The sequence below is a fragment of the Streptomyces sp. NBC_00466 genome, from assembly GCF_041433995.1.
Classification (GTDB): domain Bacteria; phylum Actinomycetota; class Actinomycetes; order Streptomycetales; family Streptomycetaceae; genus Streptomyces.
The window spans coordinates 6,534,641-6,561,516 of the sequence record NZ_CP107896.1 but is presented as its reverse complement, the minus strand read 5'-3'; the positions used below and the strand labels follow the sequence as shown (position 1 = coordinate 6,561,516).

The 26,876-nt window shown below is 70.3% G+C and carries 29 protein-coding genes and 1 riboswitch; of the genes, 19 read left to right on the top strand and 10 right to left on the bottom strand.

The genetic code is table 11. From position 1 onward, the window contains the following. Positions 1-112: 112 nt before the first annotated feature. The 3 genes from OG210_RS29465 (at position 113) to OG210_RS29455 (ending at position 2,429) form a co-directional block, all read left to right on the top strand. On the top strand, positions 113-1,138 hold the full coding sequence (locus OG210_RS29465) for a 6-phosphofructokinase (RefSeq protein WP_328324078.1): 1,026 nt from the start codon (positions 113-115) through the stop codon (positions 1,136-1,138). Between the two features lie 106 nt (positions 1,139-1,244). Then, on the top strand, positions 1,245-2,213 hold the full coding sequence (locus OG210_RS29460; protein WP_328324080.1) for a cytochrome c oxidase assembly protein: 969 nt from the start codon (positions 1,245-1,247) through the stop codon (positions 2,211-2,213). Positions 2,214-2,267: 54 nt separating this feature from the next. After that, on the top strand, positions 2,268-2,429 hold the full coding sequence (locus OG210_RS29455) for a hypothetical protein (RefSeq protein WP_327298942.1): 162 nt from the start codon (positions 2,268-2,270) through the stop codon (positions 2,427-2,429). 21 nt (positions 2,430-2,450) lie between these two features. Here OG210_RS29455 and OG210_RS29450 read toward each other — a convergent pair whose 3' ends face one another. Continuing rightward, positions 2,451-2,849, bottom strand: coding sequence for an SSI family serine proteinase inhibitor (locus OG210_RS29450; RefSeq protein ID WP_328324082.1), 399 nt, complete (start codon positions 2,847-2,849; stop codon positions 2,451-2,453). 288 nt (positions 2,850-3,137) lie between these two features. On the opposite strand from OG210_RS29450, the gene OG210_RS29445 reads away from it, so the two are divergent. Then, complete coding sequence (locus OG210_RS29445; protein WP_371539555.1) at positions 3,138-3,839, top strand: lysophospholipid acyltransferase family protein; 702 nt, start codon at positions 3,138-3,140, stop codon at positions 3,837-3,839. A 65-nt stretch (positions 3,840-3,904) separates the two neighbouring features. Then, positions 3,905-4,942, top strand: coding sequence for an NAD-dependent epimerase/dehydratase family protein (locus tag OG210_RS29440; RefSeq protein ID WP_328324086.1), 1,038 nt, complete (start codon positions 3,905-3,907; stop codon positions 4,940-4,942). 25 nt (positions 4,943-4,967) lie between these two features. Here the strand turns inward: OG210_RS29440 and OG210_RS29435 are convergent, their stop codons facing one another. Then, complete coding sequence (locus tag OG210_RS29435; RefSeq protein WP_328324088.1) at positions 4,968-6,545, bottom strand: alpha/beta hydrolase; 1,578 nt, start codon at positions 6,543-6,545, stop codon at positions 4,968-4,970. A 704-nt stretch (positions 6,546-7,249) separates the two neighbouring features. Then, positions 7,250-7,467, top strand: a riboswitch (cyclic di-AMP (ydaO/yuaA leader). 3 nt (positions 7,468-7,470) lie between these two features. Here OG210_RS29435 and OG210_RS29430 point away from each other — a divergent pair. Continuing rightward, the gene (locus OG210_RS29430; RefSeq protein ID WP_328324090.1) at positions 7,471-7,944 is read left to right on the top strand and encodes a C40 family peptidase; all 474 of its coding nucleotides are present in this window, start codon (positions 7,471-7,473) and stop codon (positions 7,942-7,944) included. 31 nt (positions 7,945-7,975) lie between these two features. Here OG210_RS29430 and OG210_RS29425 read toward each other — a convergent pair whose 3' ends face one another. Continuing rightward, positions 7,976-8,407, bottom strand: coding sequence for an ATP-binding protein (locus OG210_RS29425; RefSeq protein ID WP_328324092.1), 432 nt, complete (start codon positions 8,405-8,407; stop codon positions 7,976-7,978). Positions 8,408-8,640: 233 nt separating this feature from the next. Here OG210_RS29425 and OG210_RS29420 point away from each other — a divergent pair, with 233 nt between their 5' ends. Both OG210_RS29420 and OG210_RS29415 read left to right on the top strand, forming a co-directional pair. Continuing rightward, on the top strand, positions 8,641-9,498 hold the full coding sequence (locus tag OG210_RS29420) for a helix-turn-helix transcriptional regulator (protein WP_328324094.1): 858 nt from the start codon (positions 8,641-8,643) through the stop codon (positions 9,496-9,498). Between the two features lie 9 nt (positions 9,499-9,507). Next, positions 9,508-9,735, top strand: coding sequence for a DUF397 domain-containing protein (locus OG210_RS29415; RefSeq protein WP_328324096.1), 228 nt, complete (start codon positions 9,508-9,510; stop codon positions 9,733-9,735). Between the two features lie 78 nt (positions 9,736-9,813). On the opposite strand, the gene OG210_RS29410 is transcribed toward OG210_RS29415, so the two are convergent. Beyond that, a complete protein-coding gene (locus OG210_RS29410) occupies positions 9,814-10,959 on the bottom strand; it encodes an 8-amino-7-oxononanoate synthase (protein ID WP_328335318.1) in 1,146 nt (381 codons plus the stop codon). Between the two features lie 155 nt (positions 10,960-11,114). Between OG210_RS29410 and bioB the strand changes: the two genes are divergently transcribed. From bioB to OG210_RS29390, 4 genes are all read left to right on the top strand, one after another. Then, a complete protein-coding gene (gene bioB, locus OG210_RS29405; protein ID WP_328324097.1) occupies positions 11,115-12,176 on the top strand; it encodes a biotin synthase BioB in 1,062 nt (353 codons plus the stop codon). Beyond that, positions 12,169-13,440, top strand: a complete 1,272-nt coding sequence (locus OG210_RS29400) for an adenosylmethionine--8-amino-7-oxononanoate transaminase (RefSeq protein ID WP_328324099.1) — start codon at positions 12,169-12,171, stop codon at positions 13,438-13,440. Before bioB ends, OG210_RS29400 begins: the two co-directional genes overlap by 8 nt. Before the next feature lies 1 nt (position 13,441). Then, positions 13,442-14,146 carry a dethiobiotin synthase gene (gene bioD, locus OG210_RS29395; protein ID WP_328324101.1) on the top strand — a complete coding sequence of 235 codons (705 nt, stop codon included), beginning with the start codon at positions 13,442-13,444 and terminating at the stop codon, positions 14,144-14,146. Between the two features lie 135 nt (positions 14,147-14,281). Continuing rightward, positions 14,282-14,965 carry a class I SAM-dependent methyltransferase gene (locus OG210_RS29390; RefSeq protein ID WP_328324103.1) on the top strand — a complete coding sequence of 228 codons (684 nt, stop codon included), beginning with the start codon at positions 14,282-14,284 and terminating at the stop codon, positions 14,963-14,965. A 102-nt stretch (positions 14,966-15,067) separates the two neighbouring features. Here the strand turns inward: OG210_RS29390 and OG210_RS29385 are convergent, their stop codons facing one another. Beyond that, entirely contained in the window at positions 15,068-15,439 is a 372-nt protein-coding gene (locus tag OG210_RS29385) for a fic family toxin-antitoxin system, toxin component (protein ID WP_328324105.1), read from the bottom strand. Continuing rightward, entirely contained in the window at positions 15,436-15,672 is a 237-nt protein-coding gene (locus OG210_RS29380) for an antitoxin (RefSeq protein ID WP_164265086.1), read from the bottom strand. The genes OG210_RS29385 and OG210_RS29380 overlap by 4 nt, the downstream gene beginning before the upstream one ends. Before the next feature lie 149 nt (positions 15,673-15,821). On the opposite strand from OG210_RS29380, the gene OG210_RS29375 reads away from it, so the two are divergent. From OG210_RS29375 to OG210_RS29360, 4 genes are all read left to right on the top strand, one after another. After that, the gene (locus tag OG210_RS29375; protein ID WP_328324107.1) at positions 15,822-16,241 is read left to right on the top strand and encodes a GNAT family N-acetyltransferase; all 420 of its coding nucleotides are present in this window, start codon (positions 15,822-15,824) and stop codon (positions 16,239-16,241) included. 248 nt (positions 16,242-16,489) lie between these two features. After that, positions 16,490-17,887: a hemolysin family protein gene (locus OG210_RS29370; protein ID WP_328324109.1), complete on the top strand. Its 1,398-nt coding sequence runs from the start codon at positions 16,490-16,492 to the stop codon at positions 17,885-17,887. Beyond that, positions 17,884-18,918: a hemolysin family protein gene (locus OG210_RS29365; protein ID WP_328324111.1), complete on the top strand. Its 1,035-nt coding sequence runs from the start codon at positions 17,884-17,886 to the stop codon at positions 18,916-18,918. Before OG210_RS29370 ends, OG210_RS29365 begins: the two co-directional genes overlap by 4 nt. A gap of 94 nt (positions 18,919-19,012) precedes the next feature. Further along, complete coding sequence (locus OG210_RS29360; protein WP_328324113.1) at positions 19,013-19,864, top strand: SGNH/GDSL hydrolase family protein; 852 nt, start codon at positions 19,013-19,015, stop codon at positions 19,862-19,864. A 195-nt stretch (positions 19,865-20,059) separates the two neighbouring features. Here the strand turns inward: OG210_RS29360 and OG210_RS29355 are convergent, their stop codons facing one another. After that, positions 20,060-20,419, bottom strand: coding sequence for a helix-turn-helix domain-containing protein (locus tag OG210_RS29355; protein ID WP_328324115.1), 360 nt, complete (start codon positions 20,417-20,419; stop codon positions 20,060-20,062). A gap of 96 nt (positions 20,420-20,515) precedes the next feature. Here OG210_RS29355 and OG210_RS29350 point away from each other — a divergent pair, with 96 nt between their 5' ends. After that, positions 20,516-21,355: an enoyl-CoA hydratase/isomerase family protein gene (locus tag OG210_RS29350; protein WP_371539545.1), complete on the top strand. Its 840-nt coding sequence runs from the start codon at positions 20,516-20,518 to the stop codon at positions 21,353-21,355. A gap of 6 nt (positions 21,356-21,361) precedes the next feature. Here the strand turns inward: OG210_RS29350 and OG210_RS29345 are convergent, their stop codons facing one another. From OG210_RS29345 to OG210_RS29335, 3 genes are all read right to left on the bottom strand, one after another. Next, positions 21,362-22,177, bottom strand: a complete 816-nt coding sequence (locus tag OG210_RS29345; RefSeq protein WP_328324118.1) for an IS5 family transposase — start codon at positions 22,175-22,177, stop codon at positions 21,362-21,364. Positions 22,178-22,287: 110 nt separating this feature from the next. Beyond that, on the bottom strand, positions 22,288-23,823 hold the full coding sequence (locus tag OG210_RS29340; RefSeq protein ID WP_328324120.1) for an ATP-dependent DNA ligase: 1,536 nt from the start codon (positions 23,821-23,823) through the stop codon (positions 22,288-22,290). A 192-nt stretch (positions 23,824-24,015) separates the two neighbouring features. Then, complete coding sequence (locus OG210_RS29335) at positions 24,016-24,642, bottom strand: alpha-ketoglutarate-dependent dioxygenase AlkB (RefSeq protein WP_328324122.1); 627 nt, start codon at positions 24,640-24,642, stop codon at positions 24,016-24,018. Between the two features lie 117 nt (positions 24,643-24,759). On the opposite strand from OG210_RS29335, the gene purB reads away from it, so the two are divergent. Continuing rightward, the gene (purB, locus tag OG210_RS29330) at positions 24,760-26,193 is read left to right on the top strand and encodes an adenylosuccinate lyase (RefSeq protein ID WP_328324124.1); all 1,434 of its coding nucleotides are present in this window, start codon (positions 24,760-24,762) and stop codon (positions 26,191-26,193) included. A 7-nt stretch (positions 26,194-26,200) separates the two neighbouring features. Next, positions 26,201-26,776 (top strand): G/U mismatch-specific DNA glycosylase, encoded by a 576-nt coding sequence (gene mug / locus OG210_RS29325; RefSeq protein ID WP_328324126.1) that lies wholly within the window; start codon positions 26,201-26,203, stop codon positions 26,774-26,776. Positions 26,777-26,876: the final 100 nt, after the last annotated feature.

Sequence of the window (26,876 nt, the reverse complement as noted above, 5' to 3'; positions counted from 1 at the left end):
AGCAGGCGGACGCCCGCTACGTCCCTGTCACCCTCCGCCGGTAGGCTGACGGGGATCCAGCCCGGACGACGTGGTCCGGTCACAAGCCCACGTTGCAAAGGTAAGTCGGGCAATGCGAATTGGTGTGCTCACCTCCGGCGGCGACTGCCCCGGCCTGAACGCCGTCATCCGCTCGGTCGTGCACCGCGCCGTCGTCGACCACGGCGACGAGGTCATCGGCTTCCACGACGGATGGAAGGGCCTGCTCGAGTGCGACTACCGCAAGCTCGACCTCGACGCGGTGGGCGGCATTCTGGCGCGCGGCGGCACGATCCTCGGCTCCTCGCGGGTGCAGCCCGCGCATCTGCGCGACGGTGTGGAGCGCGCCCGGGGCCATGTCGCCGACCTGGGGCTCGACGCGATCATCCCGATCGGCGGCGAGGGCACGCTGAAGGCGGCGCACCTCCTCTCCGAGGCCGGGCTGCCGATAGTGGGCGTGCCGAAGACCATCGACAACGACATCGCGTCGACCGATGTCACCTTCGGCTTCGACACGGCCGTCGGGGTCGCGACCGATGCGCTCGACCGGCTGAAGACCACCGCCGAATCGCACCAGCGGGTGCTGATCGTGGAGGTCATGGGGCGCCACACCGGCTGGATCGCGCTGCACTCGGGCATGGCCGCGGGCGCGCACGCCATCGTCGTGCCGGAGCGTCCCTTCGACATCGATGAGCTCACCGAGCTGGTCGGGCGGCGCTTCTCGGCGGGCAAGAAGTTCGCGATCGTGGTGGTCGCCGAGGGTGCGAAGCCGCGCGAGGGCTCGATGAGTTTCGACGTGGGCGCCAAGGACATGTACGGCCACGAGCGGTTCGCCGGTGTCGCCAGGCAGCTCTCCATCGAGCTGGAGCAGCGCCTCGGCAAGGAGGCCCGTCCGGTGATACTCGGTCATGTGCAGCGCGGCGGCACCCCCACCGCGTACGACCGCGTCCTGGCCACCCGGTTCGGCTGGCACGCCGTGGAGGCCGCGCACCGCGGCGCGTTCGGCATGCTGACCGCCCTGCACGGCACGGAGATCACCATGGTGCCGCTCGCCCAGGCCGTGGAGACCCTCAAGACCGTGCCCGCCGAGCGGTACGCCGAAGCCGAGTGCGTCCTCTGAGCGTTCCCCATTCGCCCGATACAGTACGAACTGCCCCCGGCCGCAGCTGCGGTCGGGGGCAGTTCTACGCTGGTGCGGACATCGGGCACGAATCAGGAGTGAGTGGATGGACCACAGCGGGCACGGCATGCCCATGGGCGGCATGACCATGGATCTGCCGCCGTTCACGCTGGGACGGGGGCTGGGGTTCTCCGCGGACCCGTTCTTCCTGATCGGCTGTCTGGCGGGGCTCGCGCTGTACGGCTGGGGCGTGGTGCGGCTGCGCCGGCGCGGCGACAGCTGGCCAATCCACCGGATCGTGCTCTTCACCGTCGGGGTGCTGACCGTCGGTCTGACGATGTGCACCAAGCTGAACGACTACGGCATGGTCATGTTCAGCGTGCACATGGTGCAGCACATGATCATCAGCATGCTCTCCCCCATCCTGCTGCTGCTCGGTGCGCCGGTGACGCTGGCCCTGCGCGCACTGCCCGTCGCGGGCCGGGGCAACCGCAAGGGGCCGCGGGAGGTGCTGCTGATGCTGCTCCAGAGCCGCTACATGCGGGTCATCACGCATCCCGCCTTCACCATCCCGCTGTTCATCGCCAGCCTCTACGGCCTGTACTTCACGCCGCTCTTCGACTTCCTGATGGGTTCGAGGACCGGGCACATCGCGATGATGGTGCACTTCCTCTTCGTGGGTCTGGTCTTCTTCTGGCCGATCATGGGCATCGACCCGGGCCCGCACCGGCCGGGCTACATCATGCGGATGCTGGAGCTCTTCGCCGGGATGCCCTTCCACGCGTTCTTCGGCATCGCCCTGATGATGGCGAGCGAACCGATGGTGCAGGTGTACAAGCACCCTTCCGTCTCGCTGGGGATCGACGCGCTCTCCGACCAGGAGGCCGCGGGCGGTATCGCCTGGGCGTTCAGCGAGATCCCGTCCGTGCTGGTTCTGATCGCCCTGGTCTTCCAGTGGTACAGCTCCGAGCAGCGCGTCTCACGACGCTCCGACCGGGCCGAGGACCGCAACGGCGACAAGGAACTGGCGGCCTACAACGCCTACCTGGCGTCACTCCAGGCACGCGGCCAGTAGCGGAGAAGGCCCCTGCCGGGCGACGATGGCCCTCCACCCCCGAGGAGGAGGGCCATGCCCGGTTCTGTGAAAGCGATGGGTGTCATCACCGTGGGAGCCCTGGTCACGGTGACGGGATACACGGTTGTGCTCGGCAGCAACGGCTGGCTGTGGTTCGGCTGGGTGGTGCTGGGGCTCGTGACCGTCGGCATGATCGCGTCGCGCGGCAGCGGCTGACCGGCCCGGCCGGCGAGCCGCTCAGAAGCGGAAGACCGGGCCGGTCGCCGCGTCGAGCGAACAGGCGTTGGCGAACGTCCGGTCCCAGTGGGTGGGGCGGCCACCCCAGGTCCCGCCGACGGTGACCGTGACCGGGTCGGACTGCCGGGTGCAGGGCCGGGGCTCCCCGTCGAGGCGGTCGAAACTGCCGCCCGCCCGGTCGAGTGCCCGGCAGGCCGCTGCGGCGTCCGGGTGCGAGCCGTCGCTCCCCTCCGGTGCGCACCGGAGCAGTACGCTGCGGTCCCGGTCGGGGTGCGACGGCGAAGCGACGGTGAGGACGAGTCCGGCCGGGCGGATGGGCGGCGTTGCGGCGGCCTGCGCGGGCACAGCCGCGGCGAAGGCGAGCAGGGCCGCTGCGGCGGGCATCGTACGGGGGCGCATCCGGGCCTCCTGGAACTCGGTACGAGGGTGGGAGGCCAGAGCACCCGGCCACCGGGCCCGCCGGCAAGCCACCACGCCGCCCGGCCACCCGTACGGACGCGGATCCCCGCTCCCGGACGGCCTGCCGCCGGGGCCCGGCCAGGACCGGACGGGGGCAGGCCCGGGAAGCCCGAAACATGCCTGGAACAGGCGCAGTACAGGTCCGGAACAGGCCCGCACGGGTTTCGCAGCGGGCGGTGCGGCGGCTACTGTGCGTCGGCACGGGGCGACGGGGAGGCGGTACCGCGATTGTTCTACTACGTCCTGAAATATGCCCTGCTCGGGCCCCTGCTGAGGCTGCTGTTCCGGCCGAGGATCGAAGGGCTCGAACACATCCCGGAGGATGGCGCCGCGATCATCGCGGGCAACCATCTGTCCTTCTCCGACCATTTCCTGATGCCGGTCGTCCTGAGCCGGCGCATCACCTTCCTCGCCAAGCAGGAGTACTTCACCGGGCCGGGCATCAAGGGACGGCTGACGGCTGCCTTCTTCCGCAGCATCGGCCAGATCCCGGTGGACCGGTCGGGCCGGGAAGCGGGCAAGGCCGCGGTCCGCGAGGGGCTCGGCGTGCTCGGCAGGGGTGAACTGCTGGGGATCTATCCGGAGGGCACCCGCTCGCACGACGGCAGGCTCTACAAGGGCAAGGTCGGGGTCGCCGTGATGGCCGTCAAGGGCCGGGTTCCGGTGGTGCCGTGCGCCATGGTGGGCACCTTCGAGATCCAGCCGCCCGGCCAGCGGATGCCGAAGATCAGGCGGGTGACGATCCGCTTCGGGAAGCCACTGGACTTCAGCCGCTACGAGGGGCTGGAGAACGAGAAGGTGGCACTGCGGGCCGTCACCGACGAGATCATGTACGCGGTCCTCGGGCTCTCCGGCCAGGAGTACGTCGACGCGTACGCCGCGGATGTGAAGGCAGCACAGGCGAAGAAACCACCGAGGAAGCCGCACTGACACCGGATCGGCTGTGGGCAGAACCGTCTGGCCCGGACCTGAGCACGGGCCGTAGCGTCGGTGGCATGAGCAGCAGGGGAAGCGTTTTCGTACTCGGAGCCACAGGGCAGATCGGGCGCGCGGCGGTGCGCGCGCTCGTCTCGGACGGATGGGAGGTGCGGGCCGCTTCGCGCGGGGCGGGCCGCGACGACAGCTGGCCCGATGACGTGCGTACGGTGCGCGTCGACCGGGACGGTGACGGCGAGCTGGCGGCGGCCCTGGGCGACGGCTGTGACGTGCTGGTCGACATGGTCGCGTACGGAGCGGACCACGCCCGGCAGCTGACCGGCCTCGCGGACCGGATCGGATCGGCGGTGGTGATATCCAGCGGCGCGGTGTACGCCGACGCCGATGGGCGCAGCTTCGATACCCAGGACGAGCCGGACGGCTTCCCGCGCTTTCCGGTGCCGATCCCCGAGAGCCACCTCACGGTCGAGCCGGGCCCGGCCACGTACGGCACCCGCAAGGTGGCGCTGGAGCGGGAGCTGCTGGCGGCAGCCGAGGCCCTGCCCGTGACGCTGGTGCGCGCCGGCGCGATCCACGGTCCGCACGGCCGGTCACCGCGTGAGCTGTACTTCGTCAAGCGCGCGCTCGACGGCCGCCCGGTGCGGATCCTGGCCCACGGCGGGCGGAGCCGCTTCCAACCGGTGCATGTCTCCAACCTCGCCGAGATGATCCGGCTGGCCGCGCTGCGCCCGGGGGCGCGGGTGCTGAACGGCGGGGACCCCGAGGCGCCGACGGTCGCCGAAATCAGTACGGCCATCGACGAAATCCTGGGCGTACAGAGCCGGTTGGTGCTGGTCGAGGGGCGCTCCGAACGGGGCATGACCCCATGGGGCGTCGACCACCCCGTGGTGTACGACATGTCGGCCGCCGAGCGGGAGCTGGGCTACCGCCCGGTGACCGGGTACGCCGATTCGCTGCCCGCGACCGTGGAGTGGATCACCGGCCGGCTCCGGGACAGGGACTGGCGCGAGGCCTTCCCCGCGATGGCGAAGACCTACGACCCGCATCTCGATCTCTTCGACTACGTGGCGGAGGACGCCTGGCTGGGGAACCGCTGACCAAGCGGTCCCCCAGCGTGGGCTGTTACGGCGTCGGTGTGGCGTGCGGGGTGCACGTCACATCGTGGCGGTCGGTGCTGCCGGTGAGCAGATAACTGTCCACCCGGGTGTTGATGCACGGGTTGACCAGACCGGTCACCCCGTGCGATCCGGCGCCCTTCTCGATGATGAGGCGGGAGCCCTTGAAGCGCTGGTGCAGGTCGACGGCGCCCTGGAACGGCGTGGCCGCGTCACGGGTCGACTGCACGATCAGTACGGGCGGGAGCCCCTTGCCCGTGTGGACGTTCACCGGGGTCTGCTGCTTCGCGGGCCAGGTGGCGCACGGCAGGTTCATCCAGGCGTTGGACCAGGTGAGGAACGGGTTGTCCTTGTTGAGCCGGGTGTTGTCCCGGTCCCATGTCCGCCAGTCGGTCGGCCACTTGGCGTCGGCGCACTCGACCGACGTGTAGACGGCTGTGCCGTTCTCCGCGGAGATGTTGCCCGCGGTGTCCGCCATATCGGGCCCTGCGGCATCGATCAGCGGCTTCGGATCACCGGCGAGGTACTGGCTCCAGGCCTTGGCGACCGGTACCCAGGAGGAGTCGTAGTACGGCGCGTTCTGGAAGAACCCGAGCAGTTCGGCGGGGCCCACGACCCCGCCGATCGGATGCTTCTTCGCTGTGGCGCGCAGCTTCACCCACTGCTGTTCGACGGCGGCTGCCGTCTTCCCGATGTGGAAGGCGGCGTCGTTGGCGGCGACCCAGTTCTGCCAGTCGTTCCAGCGGCCCTGGAAGGCGACGTCCTGGTTGAGGTTGGCCTCGTACCAGATGTTCGACTGCTTCGGGTCGACCACACTGTCCACGATCATCCGGCGGACATGGCCCGGGAAGAGCGTTCCGTACACGGCGCCGAGATAGGTGCCGTAGGAGACTCCCAGGTAGTTGAGCTTCTTCTCGCCGAGCGCCGCCCTGATGACGTCGAGGTCGCGCGCCGTGTTCGGCGTGGTCAGATACGGCAGCATCGCACCGCTGCGCTGCTCGCAGCCGTCCGCGTACTGCGCTGCGAGCTTGCGCTGGACCTGCTTGTCGGCCGCACTGTCCGGGACCGGATCGGCCTTGGGGGCGCTGACGTACTTCTGCGGGTCCATGCAGGAGACCGGCGCCGAGTGGCCCACGCCGCGCGGGTCGAAGCCCACGAAGTCGTACGCCTTGGCGGTGTTGACCCAGAGCGCGCTCCCGGTGGTGGACCTGGCGGGGAAGCGCATACCCGAAGCGCCGGGGCCACCGGGGTTGTAGACGAGGGAGCCCTGCCGCTGCGACGCGGTGCCGGTGCTCAGAGCCCGGTCCACCGCGAGCTTGATCGTCCGGCCATCCGGGTGTGCGTAGTCGACCGGCACGGTCACCCAGCCGCACTGGATGGGCTTCGCGAGCGCCCAGTCCGCAGGACAGTCCTGCCAGTCGATCCCGGCCGTCGCCGCCCGAGCGGCGGCGACGGCCACACCGTGCGCCTCCGGGCCGGCGTGGCCGCGGCCGTCGGCGGTGGCCGACGGCGCTGCCATGGCGCCGGCTATGAGAGTCGCCGCGGCCAGAGCGCCGGCCGAGCCGAGCACTGCGGTGCGTCTCACGTGGTACCTCCCCCTGTGCGAAGCGCCGTTCGTCCGGCGCTCTCCAGTACGTACCGGGGATCCTTTCTTGTGAACGGTCCCTGACAACAGGCCGCATGGGCGTTCTTTGCCAACCCGAAATGCGGAGAGACCGGTCCCGGTGAGCGGTGCAACGCGCGCGGATCCCCTCGCGCCCAACGGGGGGACGGGGGCGGTCAAGTTGGCCGGACGCCGGTGAACTCGGGCCACTCCGCCCCGCGTTGCCGATTACGGGTGACCCAGCCCCCTCAGGGCGCACGACGAGGCCGACGGTGCGTCAACCCTGGTGCGGACGTGCCGACATCACCGGCATCCGGGCCATGACACCTTCGCGCGGCATCCGCACAGAGATCCCCACAGGGGGAAAACCGGCGCGGATCCGGCTTTCGGGCGGTTGCCGGTACACCGATGGGCGCCCCCCGGAAGGCGTAGACACGCGGAGATCCAGTGGCCGCACCGAGTTGCACTTCGGACCGGCACTCCGCCCGGGACCCCTGCTGCGCCCCAGGTGAGGGCCGTGCGCCGACAGAATCCCCTGGTCCGGTTCCGGTGGCATCCACTCGAACAGGCCAGTGACCCCGAAGCATCACAAATCGGCGCGTACGCCGGGAATCCACCGTGCCATGGGTGAAGATCCGGGAGACGACAAGCCCCCGCCACCACGGCGGGGCGGTCCGGGCGGACGCCGAGTCCTGCCGCCGCTCCCGGATGTCTGGTCGACACGAGTGGATCGGCAGGAGTGGAGGACCCAGGCAGTCCGGGGCGACAGCGACGTCGCTCCTCGGGGTGAAGCCGCCTGGTGGGACGGCCGACTTGATCAGTCGGTCATCCTGCCGGGCGGCCGGGCAACTTCGCCGGCCCGAACCCGACAGGTCATCCTTCACAGGCGGTTTGCGAAGGGTTGCGCATGACTGCGCAGATTCATGTCCCGTCTCTTCTCACCCGGGCCGGAACAGCTTCGGCCCTCGCCCTCGCCGCTGTCGCGGGGACCTCGCTGGCACCGGGCGCGACCGCGGAGGCACAGGCCGCCGCGCACGCCTCCCAGGCCGTGCAGATCGCGGCCTCCAAAAGGGGTTCGCCCTATCAGTGGGGGGCGACAGGGCCATCCCGGTTCGACTGCTCGGGCCTGACGCTCTACTCGTACAAACAGGTGGGCAAACAGCTGCCCCGCACCGCCCAGGCGCAGTACAACCGCGTAAGCCATATCCCGGCCTGGGCCCGGCACCGGGGCGACCTGGTGTTCTTCCACTACGGCCGGAGCGTCTACCACGTCGGCATCTACGCGGGGCACGGGAAGATCTGGCACGCCCCCAAGACCGGCGCCGTGGTCAGGCTGGAGAGGATCTGGACCCACAGCGTCTGGTACGGCCGGGTGGGCTGAAGCCGCCGGGAGTCGTCGGCCGCGGGTTCGTTCAGCCCTGGACCGCGGCGGTCCAGGGCAGGGCGATCCAGACGGTCTTGCCGCCGTCCCGCGTCGGGGTGACCGACAGCCGCCCGCCGTTCTCGGCCGCCAGCCAGCGGATGATGACCATGCCCCGGCCGTTGTCCTGCTGCACCGCCGCGGGCAGCCGCTGCGGCCAGCGCGGATGGCTGTCGGTGACGCCGACGCACAGCCGCTCGTCCCGGTCCAGGACGGCCTGCACCGTGAAAGTGGGGGACGTGCCGAAGGTGTGCTGCACCGCGTTGGTCGCGAGCTCCGAGACGATCAGCCGGATGGTGTCCGCCAGCTCCGCGTCGGGAGGCAGCCCCCATCCGGTGAGCACACGGGCCACGAACGTCCGGGCGGCCGGTACCGAAGCCGGCTCGCTCGGCAGGGTGACTGAAGCTTCCTGGTGGTCTGCCATGACGGCCTGTCCCTTTCCCACCGCTGCCGGCGCGGATCTCGTGACGGATGCACTTCGAGACGGCCTCAGGTGGCGCTTCGTGCGAGCGTGACACTCATAGTGACCGCAGCACGGGCCATCCACAAAGATGTGCATATATCTGTCGCTCAAAGTGATGAACTCTGCGACGGAAGACCGTATTTGACGGCCGGGATGGCACGTTTGCAGAAACGGCCGACCGGAGGGAGAACGCGGTGCGGAGCAGCCCCGAGGTGCGCCGCGTCAAACTCGGTGCCGAGCTGCGCAGACTGCGTGTCCTGGCAGGTCTGACCAGCGCGGCAGCGGCCCGGCTCGCCGGCTGGCATCAGTCGAAGGTGAGCAGGATCGAGACCGGGCGCAGTGGTGTGAAGCCGTCCGACGTAGCCCTGTTGCTCCATGCGTACGGTGTGCGGGACACGGCGCAGCGCGAACTCCTGGAGGCGCTGTGCGGCGCGGGGGCCGACGAGAGCGCCGGCTGGTGGCACAGCTACCGGCGTCTGCTGCCCGCCCAGTACCGGGACTTCATCAGGCTGGAGTCCCAGGCGTGCACGGCGCACACCTTCGAGACGTCGGTGATGCCCGGTCTGCTGCAGACGCCCGGCTACGCGAAGGCGGTCACCCGGGCCTCGCTCGACGGGCTGCCGGCCCGGACCGTGGACTCACTGGTCGATGTGCGGCTGGCCCGGCAGCGGGTGCTGGACGCGGATCCGCCGCTGGAGCTGAGCGCGGTCGTCGATGAGGCGGCCCTGCACCGGCGGATCGGTGGGCGCGGGGTGATGGCGGAGCAGTTACGGCATGTACAGGAGGTCGCCCGGCTGCCTCATGTGCGGTTGCAGGTCATGCCGTTCGCCGCCGGAGGGCACCTCGGACTCACCGGATCTTTCACTATCTTCTCTTTTTCGAACATCATTGATCTGGATGTGGTCGTTCTTGACCATTTGATGAGTAGTCGTTATCTGGAACGGAAAGAAGAACTCAAGGCGTACAGCGCCGCGTTCCGCAGGATCCAGGCGCGCGCCCTTCCGCAGCAGCAATCGTTGGATCTCATCGCCGTGATCGGTGACGGCGTCTAGGGAGGCACCATGTCCGCACGTCCTGCGAACGTCCCTTCCAGTACTTCTCTGTACGGCGCGCGGTGGCGGCGCAGCAGCCGCAGCACCGGGATGAACAACTGCGTCGAGGCCGCGTTACTCGACGGCGGTCTGCTGGCCGTCCGTGACTCCAAGCGCGTGAACCACCCGGCGCTGCTCTTCGGAGCGGGCGCCTGGAGCTGCTTCCTGGCCTCGGTGCCCGACGCGGGGAGCCGTTGACCGGCGAATCGAGCGGGCAGCGGGTAACGGGCAGCGGTTAACAGGCTGCGGTTAACAGGCTGCGGTAACGGATACCCGTCAACAGGTGGGCGCGGTCCGCAGCACCGTGTCCACCGCCCACTCGATCTGTTCGTCCGTCAGGTCGGCGCGTGCGGTGAGCCGCAGCCGTGAGATGCCGTCCGGTACCGACGGCGGACGGAAGCAGCCGACCACAAGACCCGCCGCACGGCAGTCGGCCGCCCAGCGCACCGCCTGCCCGGGCGAGGGCGCGAGGACGGAGACGACGGCGGCCTGCGGGCGTACCGCGCTGAGTCCGCCCGCGGTCAGACGTGCGTACAGAGTGTGCGCCACCGTACGGGTACGGCCGGCGAGCAGGGGCTCGTCCCGCAGCAGCCGCAGGCTCGCCAGCGCGGCGCCCACCGCCGCGGGCGCCAGGCCGGTGTCGAAGATGAACGTGCGTGCCTCGTTGACCAGATGGTCGATGACCCGGGCGGGCCCGAGCACCGCGCCGCCCTGACTGCCGAGCGACTTGGACAGGGTGACCGTGGAGACCACGTCGGGAGCGCCCGCGAGTCCCGCCGCGTGCACGGCGCCGCGTCCGCCGTCGCCGAGCACGCCGAAGCCGTGCGCGTCGTCGGTGATCAGCGCCGCTCCGTACGTACGGCAGACCGCGGCCAGTTCCGGCAGCGGCGCGGCGTCGCCGTCGACCGAGAAGACCGAGTCGGTGACCGCGACGGCGCGGCCGCCGCCATACGCGTCGAGCGCCTTGGCGACGGCATCGGGATCGCTGTGCGGGACGACTTCGGTCGCCGCCCTGGAGAGCCGGCAGCCGTCGATGATCGAGGCGTGGTTGGCGGCGTCCGAGACGATCAGCGAGTCAGGGCCGGTCAGCGCGGTGAGCACGGCGAGGTTGGCCGCGTACCCGGACGAGAAGACCAGTGCCGCCTCGAAACCGCTGAACCGCGCCAGCTCCCGCTCCAGTTCGGCGTGGAGCGCGGTGGAGCCGGTGACCAGCCGGGACCCGGTGGCGCCCGCGCCCCAGCGACGGGCCGAATCGGCCGCGGCTCCGGTGATCACGTCCCGGTGGCTCAGCCCCAGGTAGTCGTTGCTCGCGAGGTCCAGCACATCCGCGGACGCGGCGCGCGGCCGGAGCGCGCGCACCAGCCCGGCGTCCGCCCGGCGGCGCGCGGCGGCGTCGGTCCAGTCGAAGGGCTCGCGGGGCACGGCTGGAGTCATGGTCGGTCCCTTTTTGTAGGCAGTTCACAGACCCTAGCCGGGGCGATGCGGGGTCAGGGTGTGGCAATACACACACCCCTGGTCGGCTGTGTTGTTCGGTTCCTCCTTGGCCGGAGGCGGTGCGGTAGGCCAGGATCACCTCTATGGACCTGCTGAACACGCTGGTGGACAAGGGGCTGCGGCGCGAACTGCCGACCCGTGAAGAGGCGCTCGCCGTGCTGGCGACGAGCGACGACGAACTGCTCGACGTGGTGGCGGCAGCCGGAAAGGTGCGCCGCAAGTGGTACGGGCGGCGGGTGAAGCTCAACTATCTCGTCAATCTCAAATCGGGCCTCTGCCCGGAGGACTGCTCGTACTGCTCGCAGCGGCTGGGCTCCAAGGCGGAGATCCTCAAGTACACCTGGCTGAAACCGGACGAGGCGTCGAAGGCGGCTGCGGCCGGAGTGGCGGGCGGAGCGAAGCGGGTCTGTCTGGTCGCCAGCGGCCGCGGGCCGACGGACCGCGATGTCGACCGCGTATCGGAGACGATCGAGGCGATCAAGGAGCAGAACGAGGACATCGAGGTGTGCGCCTGCCTCGGGCTGCTCAAGGACGGCCAGGCGGAGCGGCTGCGGGCGGCGGGCGCCGACGCGTACAACCACAACCTCAACACGTCCGAGGCCACCTACGCCGACATCTGCACCACCCACGACTTCTCCGACCGGGTCGATACGGTCCAGCACGCCCAGGCCGCCGGTCTTTCGGCCTGCTCGGGGCTGATCGCCGGGATGGGTGAGAGCGACGCCGACCTGGTCGACGTGGTCTTCGCGCTGCGCGCACTCGACCCCGACTCGGTGCCGGTGAACTTCCTGATCCCCATGGAGGGCACCCCGCTGGCCGGGGAGTGGCATCTGACCCCGCAGCGCTGTCTGCGCATCCTGGCCATGGTGCGGTTCGTCTGCCCGGACGCGGAAGTACGGCTGGCCGGCGGACGCGAGGTGCATCTGCGCTCCCTGCAGCCGCTCGCCCTGCACCTCGTCAACTCCATCTTCCTCGGCGACTATCTGACGAGTGAGGGCCAGGCGGGCCGGACCGACCTGGACATGATCGCGGATGCCGGATTCGAGGTGGAGGGCTCGGACACGACGACGCTGCCCGAACACCGCGAGGGTCTGGTGTCGGTACGCCGCAGGGGAGCCGGAACGGATCTCGCGCCCAATGCCTGACTCCGCCGAGCTGCTCGACCTGGACCGGCGCCATGTCTGGCACCCGTACGGACCGATGCCGGGGCGCCAGGAGCCGCTGCTCGTCGAGTCGGCGTCAGGTGTCCGGCTGCGGGTCGCCGGTGCGGGTGAGCTGGTGGACGGCATGTCGTCCTGGTGGTCGGCGATCCACGGCTACAACCATCCGGTACTGAACGAGGCCGCGCGCGGCCAGCTGGACCGGATGAGCCATGTGATGTTCGGCGGGCTCACCCATGAGCCCGCCGTCCGGCTCGCGGCGAAGCTGGTGGAGATCACCCCGGAACCGCTCCAGCATGTGTTCCTCTCCGACTCGGGTTCGGTGTCGGTCGAGGTCGCCGTCAAGATGTGCCTACAGTACTGGCGTTCCGTGGGCCGTCCCGCCAAGCAGCGGCTGCTGACCTGGCGGGGCGGCTACCACGGGGACACCTGGCAGCCCATGTCGGTGTGCGACCCCGAGGGCGGGATGCACGACCTGTGGTCGGGGGTGCTGCCGCGGCAGGTCTTCGCGGACGCGCCTCCCGCGGAGTACGAGCAGGGGTACGCCGACCACCTCCATGAGCTGATCGGCCGTCATGCGGACGAACTGGCAGCGGTGATCGTGGAGCCGGTGGTCCAGGGCGCGGGCGGGATGCGCTTCCACTCCCCCGCGTATCTGGGGGTGCTCCGCGAGGCGTGCGACGCGCACGGGGTGCTGCTGGTCTTCGACGAGATCGCCACCGGCTTCGGCCGTACGGGCACACTCTTCGCGGCGGACCACGCCGGGGTCTCGCCGGACGTGATGTGTGTGGGCAAGGCCTTGACCGGGGGCTATCTGACGATGGCGGCGACGCTCTGCACCTCGCGGGTCGCCGAGGGCATCGGGCGGGGCGAGGTTCCGGTGCTGGCGCACGGGCCGACGTTCATGGGCAATCCGCTGGCCGCCGCGGTGGCCTGCGCCTCGGTCGGGCTGCTGCTCGGGCAGGACTGGGAATGGGAGGTCAAACGCCTGGAGACGGCCCTCCTGGACGGTCTGTCCGGGGCGGCGGAGCTGCCGGGTGTCCGGGATGTCCGGGTGCTCGGCGCGATCGGAGTCGTCCAGCTTGACCACGAGGTGGACATGGCGGCGGCGACCCGGGCGGCCGTACGCGAGGGCGTCTGGCTGCGGCCGTTCCGCGATCTCGTCTACACGATGCCGCCGTACGTCACCGGCGATCAGGACGTGGCACGGATCTGCCGTGCGGTGTGCGCGGTGGCGAGGGAGGCATGACATGACGATTCTCGTGGTGACGGGGACCGGCACGGAGATCGGCAAGACGGTGGTGACCGCCGCGGTGGCGGCCGCCGCGCGCGGCCGGTCCGTCGCCGTGCTGAAACCCGCACAGACCGGGCTGCTGCCCGGCGAGCACGGCGACGCGGCCGAGGTGGCACGGCTGGCCGGAGCAGTGACCGCGGTCGAACTGGCGCGGTTCCCGGACCCGTTGGCCCCTGCCACGGCCGCCCGGCGAGCCGGGCTCGCCCCGCTGGGTCCGCAGGACGTGGCGGACGCCGCGCAGAAGCTGGCCACCGAACACGATCTGGTGCTGGTCGAGGGCGCGGGCGGGCTGCTCGTACGGTTCGACGACGAGGGCGGCACACTCGCGGACGCGGCCCGGCTGCTGGGGGCGCCGGTGCTGGTGGTCGCCCCCGCCGGTCTCGGCACGCTCAACGCGACCGCGCTGACCGCCGAGGCGCTGCGCGCCCGGCGGCTGGACTGTGCTGGTGTCGTGATCGGCAGCTGGCCTGCCGAACCCGGTCTGGACGCTCGGTGCAATCTGCTGGATCTCCCGGAGGTCGCCGGGGCTCCGCTGGTCGGCGTGGTGCCGGAGGGTGCGGGCCGGCTGGCGCCGGCCGTCTTCCGGGACCGGGCGCGAAGCTGGCTGGCACCCGGCCTGGGCGGGATCCGGGGCACCGCTTCGGGCTCACCGCCAAGCTGACGCGGCTGTCCGCTACGCTGCCGGGAATCTTCCGCGGCTCCCGGAGTGCGCCGGGCCATCCGGGGCATGAGCGGGGCGGGCGGGGAGACCATCACCGTGTACCCCTGCCGTCCCGTCCGCCGGAGGAGAACCGCGATGCCGCTGCGCAGCAGCAAGATCCCGAGCGACACCGTGCACCATCCGCTGTTCGCCCGTTTCTACGCCCGGTTCAGTGTCAACGCCGACCGCACGGCGGGGGTGGCGGCCCACCGCGCCGAACTGCTCGCGGGCCTCTCCGGCCGTGTGATCGAGATCGGCGCGGGAAACGGGCTGAACTTCGCCCACTATCCGGCAGCGGTCTCGGAGGTGGTGGCCCTCGAACCGGAGCGCACCCTGCGGCAGTTGGCGGTGCGGTCCGCGATGGACGCCGCTGTCCCGGTGGACGTGATGCCGGGGACGGCGGAGGCTCTTCCCGTGCCGGACGGGACGTTCGACGCGGCGGTGGCGTCGCTGGTGCTGTGCACCGTACGCGATTTGCCCCAGGCGCTCGCCGAGATCAGGCGTGTGCTGCGGCCGGGCGGTGAACTGCGGTTCTTCGAGCACGGTCTGGGCCAGGGACATGCGATGGCCACAACCCAGCGGGCCCTGGACCATACGGTCTGGCCGCTGCTCTTCGGCGGCTGTCACACGGCGCGGGACACCCTGGCCGCGATCGAAGCGGCGGGTTTCGAACTCGGCGCCTACCGGCGGCTGAACGTACCGGAGAAGGGTCTGCGACTGCCTTCCTCGCCCTGCGTACTGGGCAGGGCGAGGCGGCCGGATCCCTCGGTCGCTCCATGAGGCTCAGCGCGGTGGACACTGCGGACGGCCCCTGCGGCGCCCAGCGGTGGACACTGCTGACTCCCTACCGCACCCGATGGATCCAGAGGCGGCTCACAGGTCTCACAGGCTCCACTGGCGCAGTTCGTCCGCGATGGTCCGGACATCCGCCTTGTCCTGCTTCACCAGCTGCGCCAGGTCTCTGACCTGCTCGGGCGATGTGACGATCTTCAGCCCGCAGGCGACGAGATAGCCGTAGGCGACAGCCGAGGCGAACATCGCGTTGGAGTGCTCCAACGCCGGTACGTGGAGCAGTAGTTGCAGCAGGGCGGCGGCACGTGCGTACGGGTCGCTGTAGACGGGGACCCCGAACACCTCCGCATCGTGCCGGCTGACGGCGGCCACCAGCGCGCCCCAGTCGATGACGGGCGGGTCCCCGGGGGTCCGGTGCTCGGCGACCATGAGCAGCCAGGCCAGATCGATCTTGAGATTCAACGGCTGCCTTTGCGGCGCTTGCCCTCCGCGGCGGACTCGTCCGCGAACACCGACGCGTACTGCTTCATGAAGTCGGCGGCCGCCTCGACGAAGGTGTGCCCCACCTCGCCCGCGTCCTGGTTGACCAGCTCCTCGATGTAGCGGTTCACGCTCACTCCGCGCTGGAGGGCGCGCTGCCGCGCCGCTTCGGCGGTCGCTTCGTCCACGCGGACGTTCAGCTGAGTTTTGGCCACGCGACCACGCTAGCGCGCAAGCGCTAGCACCGGCAAGGGCTGCGCCGGGACTGCTGCCGCCACGAGGCGCCCTGAGCCAGCCGTACAGTCCGGCCCGCTCGTCGCGAAACCGCTCGCCCGGCGGCCGGGCGTTCTGGTTGGCTCGCCCCATGAGCGATCTTCACATCCGCTGCGCCACCCTCTCGGACATCGAAGCCGTACTGCGGTTCTGGCGGCTCGCCGCGGAAGGAACAAGCGTCAGCGACGACCACGACGGAGTGGCCCGCCTCGTCACCCGGGACCCCGGAGCCCTCCAGATCGCGGAGCGCGACGGTCTCCTCGTGGGGACCGTGATAGCCGGCTTCGACGGATGGCGCTGCTCGCTCTACCGACTCGCCGTACACCCGGACCGCCGCCGGCAGGGCATCGCCACCGCCCTCCTGGAGTCGGCGGAGCAGCGATTCGCCGCCCTGGGCGGGCGGCGGGGCGACGCCATGGTCCTGCAGGACAACGAACGGGCCCACCGCACCTGGGCGGCGGCTGGCTACCATCGCGAGGACCACTGGCGACGGTGGGTCAAGCCGCTGTAGCCACGGACAGGACCGCCGGGCGGTTGCGGTCAGCCGGACCGGGCACCGGAGCAAGCAGAGGTGAAAGCGGCCGGCCGGGCTCGTCACGACCGGCCCTTTGCCTTTCCTTTACGATGACTGTCCGCCGTACCACCGACCGGAAGGTGTGAGCCTCCGCCCATGGGCGAGCCCCCCAGTAGCCGACATCTCAGCAGCCGACATCGCGCACTCCCCCACTCCCTGGCCGATCATGGGACGGAGGTGAACCGATGACCGAAGTACTTCTGCTCATCGTGGCGCTGCTGCTCTCGCTGGCCTGCTCGGCCTTTGTGGCGGCGGAGTTCTCGCTCACGACCGTCGAGCGCAGCGAACTCGAAGCGGCCGCGGAACGGGGGGAGCGCGGCGCGGCGAGCGCGCTGCGGGCGGTGCGCGGCCTCACCTTCCAGCTGTCCGGCGCCCAGCTCGGCATCACCGTCACCAACCTGGTCATCGGGATGCTCGCCGAGCCGTCGATCGGGAAGCTGCTGCGCGGGCCCATCGAGTCGATGGGCCTCCCGTCCGGTGCGGCCTCATCGCTGGGCCTGGTGATCGGTACCGCCCTCTCCACCGTCTTCCTGATGGTGGTCGGTGAGCTGGTGCCGAAGAACTGGGCGATCTCCTCCCCGCTGGCCGTGGCCAAGGTGGTGGCCACCCCCCAGCGGTACTTCAGCGCCGTTTTCCGCCCGCTGATCAGCCATCTCAACAACACCGCCAACCGGCTGCTGCGCCGGCTCGGCATGGAACCGACGGAGGAGCTGGCCTCGGCCCGCTCGCCCCAGGAGCTGGTAGCGCTGGCGCGGCACTCGGCAAAGGCCGGTGCGCTGGAGGAGGACACCGCAGAAAGGTTCGTCCGCACGCTCAACCTGGCGGATCTGACCGCCGAGAACGTGATGACCCCCAGGGTCCAGGTGGTGGCGCTCGACGTGCAGGCCAGCGCGGAGGACGTCGCCAACGCCACCCGCGCCACCGGCCTGTCGCGCTTCCCGGTCTACCGGGGCAGCCTCGACCAGGTCGTCGGTGTCGCCGACATCAAGGACGTACTGGCGCTCCCGGTGGCGCGCAGGCCGCGCTTCCCCGTCTCCGAGCTGCTCCGCGAGCCCCTGCTCGTACCGGAGACCCTGACGGTGGACCGGCTGCTCGACCGGATGTACGGCAAGCGCACGATGTCCGTCGTGATCGACGAGTACGGCGGCACGGCCGGTGTCGTCACGCTGGAGGACATCGTCGAGGAGGTCGTCGGCGAGGTACGCGACGAGCACGACCCGCACGAGACGCCCGATCTCGCCGGCGCGGGTGAGGACGCGGACGGCCGGCCGGTCTACTCGGTCGAGGGGGCAGCCAGGACCGACCAGCTGGAGTCGATCGGCCTGCGGGTGGCCGAAGGCCCGTACGAGACGCTGGCGGGTCTGGTCGCCACCGAGCTGGGGCGTATCCCGGCCGAGGGCGACAGCGTCGAAGTGGCCGGCTGGCGGATCGATGTGGTGGACGCGAGCGGGCGGCGCGCCGCCCGGCTGCTGCTGCACGCGCCGGTGACGGCCGGTGGCGATGACGACGGCACAGACGGCAGGCCGGCCGGCAGGACAGACGGCAAGGCAGTCGGCAAGGACGACGAAGAGGACTCGCGATGACTGTGGTCCAGCTGTTCATCGGGCTGCTGACGCTGGTCGTCAACGCCTTCTTCGTCGGCGGCGAGTTCGCCCTGATCTCCGTCCGGCGAAGCCAGATCGAACCGGCGGCGGAGGAGGGCGACCGGCGGGCGCGGAGTGTGCTGTGGGGGCTGGAGCATCTGGCGGCGCTGATGGCGGCGGCGCAGCTCGGCATCACGCTCTGCACGCTGGTGCTCGGTGTGGTCGCCGAGCCGGCCATCGCCCATCTGCTGGAGCCGGTCTTCCACACCGTCGGGATGCCCGGCGGGCTGATCCACCCGCTCTCGTTCGTCATCAGCCTCGTCGTGGCCACGTATCTGCACATGCTCTTCGGCGAGATGGTCCCGAAGAACATCGCCCTGGCCGGACCGGTACGGGCGGCTCTGCTGCTCGGCCCTCCGCTGGTCGCGCTGGCGCGTGCGCTGCGTCCGGTGATCTTCGCGATCAACTCCTTCGCCAACGCACTGCTGAAGCTGTTGCGGGTCGAGGCGAAGAGCGAGGTGGCGGCGACCTTCACGGACGACGAGCTGTCCCGCCTGGTGACAGACGCCTCGGCTGCCGGACTGCTCGACGACCGGGCGAGCGAGCGGCTGCACGACGCCCTGGAGCTGGGCCGGAGGCCGGTGCGCGATGTGGTCGTACCGCTGGAACAGGTGGTCTACGCACGCCTCGGAACGACTCCGGAGAAGCTGGAACAGCTGTCGGTCGAATCCGGCTTCTCACGCTTCCCGGTGGTCGACGACAACCGGCGGATCCTGGGCTATCTGCACGTCAAGGACGCGCTGGACGCACTGCCGCGCGATCTGCCGTTCACGGTCTCCGCGATGCGGGCCATCGCCCGGGTGCGTGCCGCCAGCCCGCTGGACGACGTACTGACGGCGATGCGCCGCAGCCGTACTCACCTGGCGGCGGTGATGGCCGACGACGGCACACTCGCCGGTCTGGTCACGATGGAGGACGTGCTGCGGGAACTGGTCGGGCGGCCGACGGCGCCGGCCGGAACCGGCGACTGACCGCGAGCCGCCGCCACCCCGGGGAGATCCCCTTGGAGATCCGCTCGGAGATCCCCCGGGAGGCAGCGGCGCGTCGCGGTACGATCGCCCGGCGATGAAATTGAATGCCTCCTACACCAGTCTGGTCGCGGTCGGCGACTCCTTCACCGAGGGAATGTCGGACGCCCTGCCCGACGGCTCGTACCGCGGCTGGGCCGACCTGCTCGCCGCGCGCCTGGCCGCACGGACCCCCGGCTTCCGGTACGCGAATCTCGCCGTACGCGGAAAACTCATCGGCCAGATCGCCGACGAGCAGGCGGCAGCGGCTGCGGAGCTGCGGCCCGATGTGGTGACGCTGGTCGGTGGGCTCAACGACACCCTGCGCCCCAAGTGCGACATGGGGATGGTGCGCGGGCGGCTGGAGGAGGCGGCAGGGCGGCTGGCTCCCGCCTGCGGGCAGCTGGTGCTGATGCGCAGCCCGGGCCGGAACGGACCGGTGATGGAACGCTTCCGCCCGCGCATGGAGGAGCTGTTCACCTTCATCGACGACCTGGCCGCGCGGCACGGCGCGCTGGTCGTCGACCTCTACGGTGCTCCGGTGCTCGGGGATCAGCGGCTGTGGGATGTGGACCGGCTGCATCTGACGGCCGAGGGCCACCGGCGGGTGGCCGAGGCGGTATGGCAGACGCTGGGACTGGCGCCGGAGGACGACTGGCGGGCGCCGCTGCCCCCGGCATCGGCGGCCCGGTGGACGGCGCGGCGGAGCAGCGACCTGCGGTTCGCGCGCGAGCATCTGGTGCCGTGGATAGGGCGTCGGCTGACGGGACGCTCATCGGGTGACGGGCGCAGCGGAGCCCAGTTCTGCCCCGACAGCGGAAGGGCGTTCTGGATCACGCCCGCGGACGACGGAGCCCCCGGCCCGGTAACCGGCTGGCGACGGCTGGAGGCGGCACCGGACGTGTCTTAGAGCTCCTAACGGAATGCCTTCGGGCGACAGTGGCAGCCGAGCAGCAGTTCGCCTTGGAAGTCGCGACAAGGACCGAGAGCATGCGGGTTCGTCCTGGACACTGGCCGTTCGTACGGGTCCGGTCGTACACAGTGAGCGGCTCGGCATGACCAGTTGGGAGTTCCGGCGCTGTCTTGCGCGAGACATGCCGGGATGTCACTTCTCCACATGTCGCCCGTCGTAGTGACAGCGGGCGGCTTCGACCGCGCCGAGGTGCTCGACGGTCCATTCCAGTACGGCGTGCAAAGGGGGGCGAAGGGTCCGGCCCAGGGGGCTGATGCAGTATTCGACCGCCACCGGTTCCGTGGCCACGACCGTTCGCTCGACCATGCCGTTGCGCTCCAGTCGTCGCAGGCATGCGACCAGTGACTTCGGCGTGATGGCGGGTATGTGCTGTCGGAGTTCGTTGAAGCGTCGGGGGCGGTCGCACAACGCGGCCAGTACCAGCAAGGACCACTTGTCGAAGAGTTGGTCGAGCAGTTGTCGGCCGTCGCCGTTGAGCTCCACTTCGGGCACGTCGGTCTCCTTCGCGATACCTGATTTCGTTGAAGTGTACTGGCGCTACTAGATATATGTCATATACCTAGCTGCTCTGACGACGAAGCGGGAACCATGACTGACGCGTACTCGACCCTAAAGATCTCTCTCAGCAGCGGCGTGGCGCACGTCGTGATCGACAACCCCCCCATCAACCTGCTCGATGCCGCGCTGATGACGGACCTGGACCGGTTCGCGGACGCCATGTCCGGCGACCGCGACATCCGGGTGATCGTTTTTGACAGTGCGGACCCGGACTTCTTCGTCGCGCACGGCGACATGACGACCGCCGACGACCCCGCGACATTCGTTGACCTCCCCATCGCGCCCGAACAGGACCAGTCCCTCAACCCGATGATGCGGCTCCACGAACGCATCCGGTCGCTGCCGCAGCTCACCATCGCCAAGCTGCGCGGACTGGCACGCGGCGGCGGTGCGGAACTGCTGTCCGCGATGGACATGCGGTTCGCATCGCTCGAGCGCGCCGGAATGGCCCAGATGGAGTGCCGGCTGGGAATCATCCCGGGCGCGGGAGGCACCGCATATCTGCCCGGCCTCGTGGGTCGCGCGCGCGCCCTGGAGATCATTCTTGGCGGGCAGCTGATCGATGCCGCGACCGCGGAACGGATCGGATGGGTGAACCGGGCCGTGCCGGACACCGACCTCGACCACGTCGTCGACACCATCGCCGCCCGCATCGCCGATCTGCCGCCCGGCGTCGCCCGCGCAGCGACCGAAGCGGTCGACACCGCGGTCGAGTCGACCAATCACGGCCTGCGGAAGGCCAACGAGCTCCTCAGCGGACTCTTCAGTGAGCCCGCTGCAGCCCGTCTCGCCAAGGCTGCACTGGCCGCCGGCGCGCACACCCGCGACGGAGAGCGCCGCCTTGAGGCTCTTGTCGACGACATCACCTGAGACTTCCTACCGTGATGCCTGCAGGCGTCGCCAGCAGATGAGTGCGCATCCGAGGGTGAGGAAGGCTTCGTGGATGTCGTCGCGTATCTCCCAGCGGATCCGCAGGCGGCGGAACCAGTGCAGGTGGGCGAACGCGCGCTCCACGACCCAGCGTTGGGTGCCAAAGCCGGAACCGTGCTCGGTGCCACGGCGGGAGATCAGCGGCTTCACGCCGAGGTCCCAGACGAGTCGGCGGTACTTGTCGTGATCGTAGCCGCGGTCTCCCAGCACCACGTCGGGGCGGCGCCGGGGTCGGCCGCGCTTGCCGCACACAGGCGGCACGGCCTGGAGGAGTGGGATGAGTTGGGTAACGTCGTTGCGATTACCGCCGGTCAAGGTTGCGGCGAGCGGGATGCCCGTGGCGTCCGTGATCAGGTGATGCTTGCTGCCCGTCCTGCCCCGGTCGACGGGACTTCGTCCCGTCTTGGCTCCCCCCTTTAACGCCCGGATATGGGAGCCGTCGACCGCAGCACGAGAGAAATCCAGGGCGTTCGCGCCGCGGAGCTTGGCAAGGAGGCCTTTGTGGAGCCGGGGCCACACCCCGGCCTCGGCCCACTCGTCCAGGCGGCGCCAGCAGGTCATGCCCGACCCGAAGCCGAGCTCCTGCGGCAGGTGTTCCCAGGCGATCCCGGTGTGCAGGACGAACAGGATGCCCTGGAACACCAGCCGGTCCGGATGCCGCTTGCGTCCCGGATGACGCGCCCGACGCTCAACCCTGGGCAGTAGCGGTTCGACCACCGCCCACAACTCGTCATCTACTTCCCACGGCTTCGGTCGAGCCACCACACACCCCCGGATCGTCAGTCCGGTAGTGATCCAACCGCCTCGAAGATCATTTCGTTAGGAGTTCTTAGGCGCGGGGGTGTTGCAGGCGCAGGGGTGGCGTACGCCGGTCACAGGGCGACCGGGACGAGCGCGCGGACCGCGGAAACGGTGTCCGCGTCGGCGGGGCCCTTGTCCTCGCGGTACCGCAGGACGCGTGCGAAGCGCAGGGCGAGACCGGCCGGATAGCGCGGGCTTCGCTGCAGCCCGTCGAACGCCACCTCCACCACCAGTTCAGGCCGGACCCGTACGACATATCCGTCCCGGCTCACCTCGCGCGCCAGCAGTTCGCGGGTCTGCCAGGCCAGCAGTTCGTCGGTGAGGCCCTTGAAGGTCTTGCCCAGCATCACCCACGGTCCGGGATCCCCCTCCTCCCCGCGAGCGGCGAGATGGAGATTACTGAGCACGCCCTGCCGCCTGCCGTGCCCCCACTCCGCCGCCGTCACCACCAGGTCCAGCGTGTGCCGGGGCTTCACCTTGATCCACCCGGCTCCTCGGCGCCCCGCCGCGTACGGCGCTGCGGGATCCTTGACCACCACGCCCTCCTGCCCCTGCGCGACGGCGTCCGCGAAGAACCGCTCGGCCTCGGCGGGCTCGCCGGTGACCGTACGCGGAACGCGCAGTTCAGCGGGCACCACCGCATCCAGTGCCTCCCAGCGGGTCCGTGCGGGCAGGTCGATGAGGTCGGCGCCGTCGCGGTGCAGCAGGTCGAAGAAGTACACCCGCAACGGCACTTCGGCGCGCAGCCGGGCCGGATCCTGCCGCGAAGCGGTACGGGCGGCCGTCACCTGGAAGGGCAGGGGGCGTCCGTCCGGTCCCAGCGCGATGGCCTCCCCGTCGAGCACCGCCGAGTGCACCGGCAACTCCCTTGCGGACTCGACCACTTCGGGCACCCGCGACGTGATGTCGTCCAGGCTCCGGGTGAAGACGGCCACGTCGCCGCCGTTCCGGTGGACCTGGACCCGGATACCGTCCAGCTTCCACTCCAGAGCGGCGGGCCGCACCCGCTCGAGGGCCGCGGCGACATCGGGCGCCCCCGCGGCGAGCATCGGCCGCACCGGCCTGCCCAGCTCCAGACCGAAGGCCCGCAGCGCCTCCTGCCCGCCCGTCAGGGCGGCAGCAGCCACGGCACGGGCGGAGCCGCGGAACATCAGGGCCCGCCGGACGTCCGCCGCCGCCACCCCCGCGGCCTTCGCCACCGCGTCCGCGACCACGGAGTCGAGTGCGCCCTGCCGCAGTTCGCCGACGAGGACGGCGCCGAGAAAGGACTGCTCCGAAGCGGTGGCCCGGGAGAACAGCCCCTGGAGCAGGGCGCTCCGTTCGTCACGCGAACCCGGGCCGTGTACGGCGGCCAGCGCGGCCAGGATGTCCTGCGTCTCCCGCACACCGAGCGACGGACCGGCCGCGGGCTCCGGAAGGTCGCGCAGAGCCGCGGGGCCGACCCCGATCCGCATCCGCCGGGACTCGCCGGAGAGCAGCGCCACCGCCGCCGGCAGATCGTCCGGTCCCAGGCTTTCGAAGTACTCGGCCAGCAGGGCGGTCTTCACGTTCCTGGCGGATTCCGAACCGACGGCGCGGGAGGTGGCGGCGAGTTCATGAAGCAGCATGGCGGGACTCCGGGCCGGTGGATGAGACTGGGCGAAGGCGGAGTATCCGTACCCGTTTTCCGCCGTCGTGTCCCGGTGCGGACCGGTGCGGGGCGGTCCGGGGCGGGGCGGCACACCGCGGACCAGGTGCGGACCGGGACCGCACGGTGCGGACCGGCCGTGAAGGCCTCCGTACGCTCATCGGCGTGCGGCTCAGCGCACCCCGCGCGGGCGGAACTGAACGCTGATGCGCGGCCCCACAGGCTTGGCCGTCTTGAGAATCGCGTGCTCCCAGGTGCGCTGGCAGCTGCCGCCCATCACGATGAGGTCGCCGTGCCCGAGCGGTGTACGGACGGTGCTGCCCCCGCCGCGCGGCCGGAGCGTCAGGCTCCGGGGAGCGCCGAGCGAGAGGATCGCGACCATCGTGTCCTCCCGGCTGCCGCGGCCGATGGTGTCCCCGTGCCAGGCGACGCCGTCCCGTCCGTCGCGGTAGAAGCACAGTCCGGCGGTGGTGAAGGGCTCTCCGAGCTCCTCCGCGTAGTGCGCCCCGAGTGCGTCACGGGCCTCGTCGAGCACCGGATGCGGCAGGGGGTCGTCAGCACCGAAGAACGACAGCAGTCTCGGTACCTCCACCACCCGCTCGTACATGACGCGCTGTTCCGCGTGCCAGGGGACGTCCCGCGCCAGTACGTCGAAGAGCTCGTCCGCCCCGGTGAGCCACTGCGGCAGTACATCGGTCCAGGCGCCCTGACCCAAGTGGCTGCGGTGGACACCGCCCAGCGGGCGCAGAGCGGTCGCGTCGCCCTGGTCGAAGAGGGAACTCTGCAGGTGGACAGCCATACCGCACAGAATACCCGAACACATATTCGAACACGGTGACCCGATCCGAACGCCGTAGCAATGCACAAAGAGATCCGGGGCACGGACCTGCAGGAACCGCCAGTAGAATCACTTCACGTGACTGCAAAGCCTCGCATCCCCAACGTTCTGGCCGGCCGCTACGCCTCCACGGAGCTCGCTGTCCTCTGGTCCCCCGAGCAGAAGGTCAGGCTGGAGCGACAGCTCTGGCTGGCGGTACTGCGTGCCCAGCAGGACCTCGGGATCGAGGTGCCCGGGACCGCGGTCGCCGACTACGAGCGGGTGCTCGACCAGGTGGACCTGGCGTCGATCGCCGAGCGGGAGAAGGTCACGCGGCACGACGTGAAGGCGCGGATCGAGGAGTTCAACGCCCTGGCGGGGCATGAGCAGATCCACAAGGGCATGACGTCGCGCGACCTCACCGAGAACGTCGAGCAGCTCCAGATCCGGCTCTCGCTGGAGCTGATGCGCGACCGGACCGTCGCCGTGCTCGCGCGCCTCGGCAGGCTGGCCGGTGAGCACGCGGAGCTGGTGATGGCCGGGCGTTCGCACAACGTGGCCGCGCAGGCGACGACACTCGGCAAGCGCTTCGCGACGACCGCGGACGAGCTGCTGGTGGCGTACGGACGTCTTGAGGACCTGCTGGGGCGTTACCCGCTGCGCGGGATCAAGGGCCCGGTCGGCACCGCACAGGACATGCTCGACCTGCTGGGCGGTGACGAGTCGAAGCTGGCCGAGCTGGAACAGCGCATCGCGGGGCACCTCGGCTTCGCGCACGCCTTCACATCGGTCGGCCAGGTGTACCCCCGCTCGCTCGACTACGACGTGGTGACCGCGCTCGTACAGCTGGCCGGCGCACCCTCGTCCCTGGCCAGGACGATCCGGCTGATGGCCGGGCACGAGCTGGTCACCGAGGGGTTCAAGCCGGGACAGGTCGGCTCGTCCGCGATGCCGCACAAGATGAACACCCGCTCCTGCGAGCGCGTCAACGGCCTGATGGTGATCCTGCGCGGTTACGCGTCGATGACCGGCGAACTGGCCGGTGACCAGTGGAACGAGGGCGATGTGTCGTGCTCGGTCGTCCGCCGCGTCGCCCTGCCCGACGCGTTCTTCGCCTTCGACGGGCTGCTGGAGACCTTCCTGACGGTGCTCGACGAGTTCGGCGCGTTCCCGGCGGTGGTCGCTCGCGAACTGGACCGCTATCTGCCGTTCCTGGCCACCACCAAGGTGCTGATGGGTGCCGTACGGGCGGGCGTCGGCCGCGAGGTGGCGCACGAGGTCATCAAGGAGCACGCGGTGGCGTCCGCGCTCGCCATGCGTGAGCAGGGTGCTGAGCGCAACGAGCTACTGGACAAGCTGGCGGCCGACGAGCGGATGCCCCTCGACCGGGCGCAGCTGGACGCGCTGATGGCCGACAAGCTCTCTTTCACCGGCGCTGCGGGTGCCCAGGTGGCCGCGGTGGTCTCGCGGATCGAGGAGGTCTCCAAGCAGCACCCGGAGGCCGCCGCCTACGCCCCCGGCTCGATTCTCTGACCCGCCGGTGAAGCCCGAAGAGCTCGAAGCCGCCCGCGACCGCATCGTCCCCGATGTGGTCGCGGAGGGCTTGAACGTGCTGTTCTGCGGGATCAACCCCGGCCTGATGACGGCCGCGACCGGCCATCACTTCGCCCGGCCCGGGAACCGTTTCTGGCCGGTGCTGCACCTGTCCGGATTCACGCCCCGCAGGCTGGCCCCTTCGGAGCAGGACGAACTGCTCGCGCTCGGCCTCGGCATCACCAATGTGGTGGCACGGGCATCGGCCCGCGCCGATGAGCTGAGCGCCGAGGAGTACCGCGAGGGCGGGCGCATTCTGACGGCCAAGGTGGAGAGGCTCAGGCCGCGCTGGCTCGCCGTCGTGGGGGTCACCGCCTACCGCACGGCGTTCGGTGAACCCAAGGCGCGGATCGGACCGCAGACGCGGACGATCGGCTCCACCCGGATCTGGGCACTGCCCAACCCGAGCGGCCTCAACGCCCACTGGACCGCGGCGACGATGGCCGAGGAGTACGGCAGACTGCGCGAAGCCGCACAGCTCACGCCTGCACAGACCGCGCCCGCACCGCCCACACCTGCATAGACCGCGCCCGCACAAGCCACGTCCGAGTCCGCGCCGTAACCGGCGGGGATCCGGGCGCACCGGGCCGCACACCACCAAAGCCGCCCAAAGGCAACCTCCT

Coding starts and splice junctions, on each gene's coding strand:
- OG210_RS29460 (WP_328324080.1), top strand. CDS start 1,245: ATGGACCACAGCGGGCACGGCATGCCCATGGGCGGCATGACCATGGAT.
- OG210_RS29440 (WP_328324086.1), top strand. CDS start 3,905: ATGAGCAGCAGGGGAAGCGTTTTCGTACTCGGAGCCACAGGGCAGATC.
- OG210_RS29350 (WP_371539545.1), top strand. CDS start 20,516: ATGACTGACGCGTACTCGACCCTAAAGATCTCTCTCAGCAGCGGCGTG.
- bioD (WP_328324101.1), top strand. CDS start 13,442: ATGACGATTCTCGTGGTGACGGGGACCGGCACGGAGATCGGCAAGACG.
- OG210_RS29455 (WP_327298942.1), top strand. CDS start 2,268: ATGCCCGGTTCTGTGAAAGCGATGGGTGTCATCACCGTGGGAGCCCTG.
- OG210_RS29400 (WP_328324099.1), top strand. CDS start 12,169: ATGCCTGACTCCGCCGAGCTGCTCGACCTGGACCGGCGCCATGTCTGG.
- OG210_RS29430 (WP_328324090.1), top strand. CDS start 7,471: ATGACTGCGCAGATTCATGTCCCGTCTCTTCTCACCCGGGCCGGAACA.
- OG210_RS29340 (WP_328324120.1), bottom strand. CDS start 23,823: ATGCTGCTTCATGAACTCGCCGCCACCTCCCGCGCCGTCGGTTCGGAA.
- bioB (WP_328324097.1), top strand. CDS start 11,115: ATGGACCTGCTGAACACGCTGGTGGACAAGGGGCTGCGGCGCGAACTG.
- OG210_RS29370 (WP_328324109.1), top strand. CDS start 16,490: ATGACCGAAGTACTTCTGCTCATCGTGGCGCTGCTGCTCTCGCTGGCC.
- OG210_RS29415 (WP_328324096.1), top strand. CDS start 9,508: ATGTCCGCACGTCCTGCGAACGTCCCTTCCAGTACTTCTCTGTACGGC.
- OG210_RS29375 (WP_328324107.1), top strand. CDS start 15,822: ATGAGCGATCTTCACATCCGCTGCGCCACCCTCTCGGACATCGAAGCC.
- OG210_RS29450 (WP_328324082.1), bottom strand. CDS start 2,849: ATGCGCCCCCGTACGATGCCCGCCGCAGCGGCCCTGCTCGCCTTCGCC.
- OG210_RS29335 (WP_328324122.1), bottom strand. CDS start 24,642: ATGGCTGTCCACCTGCAGAGTTCCCTCTTCGACCAGGGCGACGCGACC.
- OG210_RS29365 (WP_328324111.1), top strand. CDS start 17,884: ATGACTGTGGTCCAGCTGTTCATCGGGCTGCTGACGCTGGTCGTCAAC.
- OG210_RS29360 (WP_328324113.1), top strand. CDS start 19,013: ATGAAATTGAATGCCTCCTACACCAGTCTGGTCGCGGTCGGCGACTCC.
- OG210_RS29425 (WP_328324092.1), bottom strand. CDS start 8,407: ATGGCAGACCACCAGGAAGCTTCAGTCACCCTGCCGAGCGAGCCGGCT.
- OG210_RS29390 (WP_328324103.1), top strand. CDS start 14,282: ATGCCGCTGCGCAGCAGCAAGATCCCGAGCGACACCGTGCACCATCCG.
- OG210_RS29465 (WP_328324078.1), top strand. CDS start 113: ATGCGAATTGGTGTGCTCACCTCCGGCGGCGACTGCCCCGGCCTGAAC.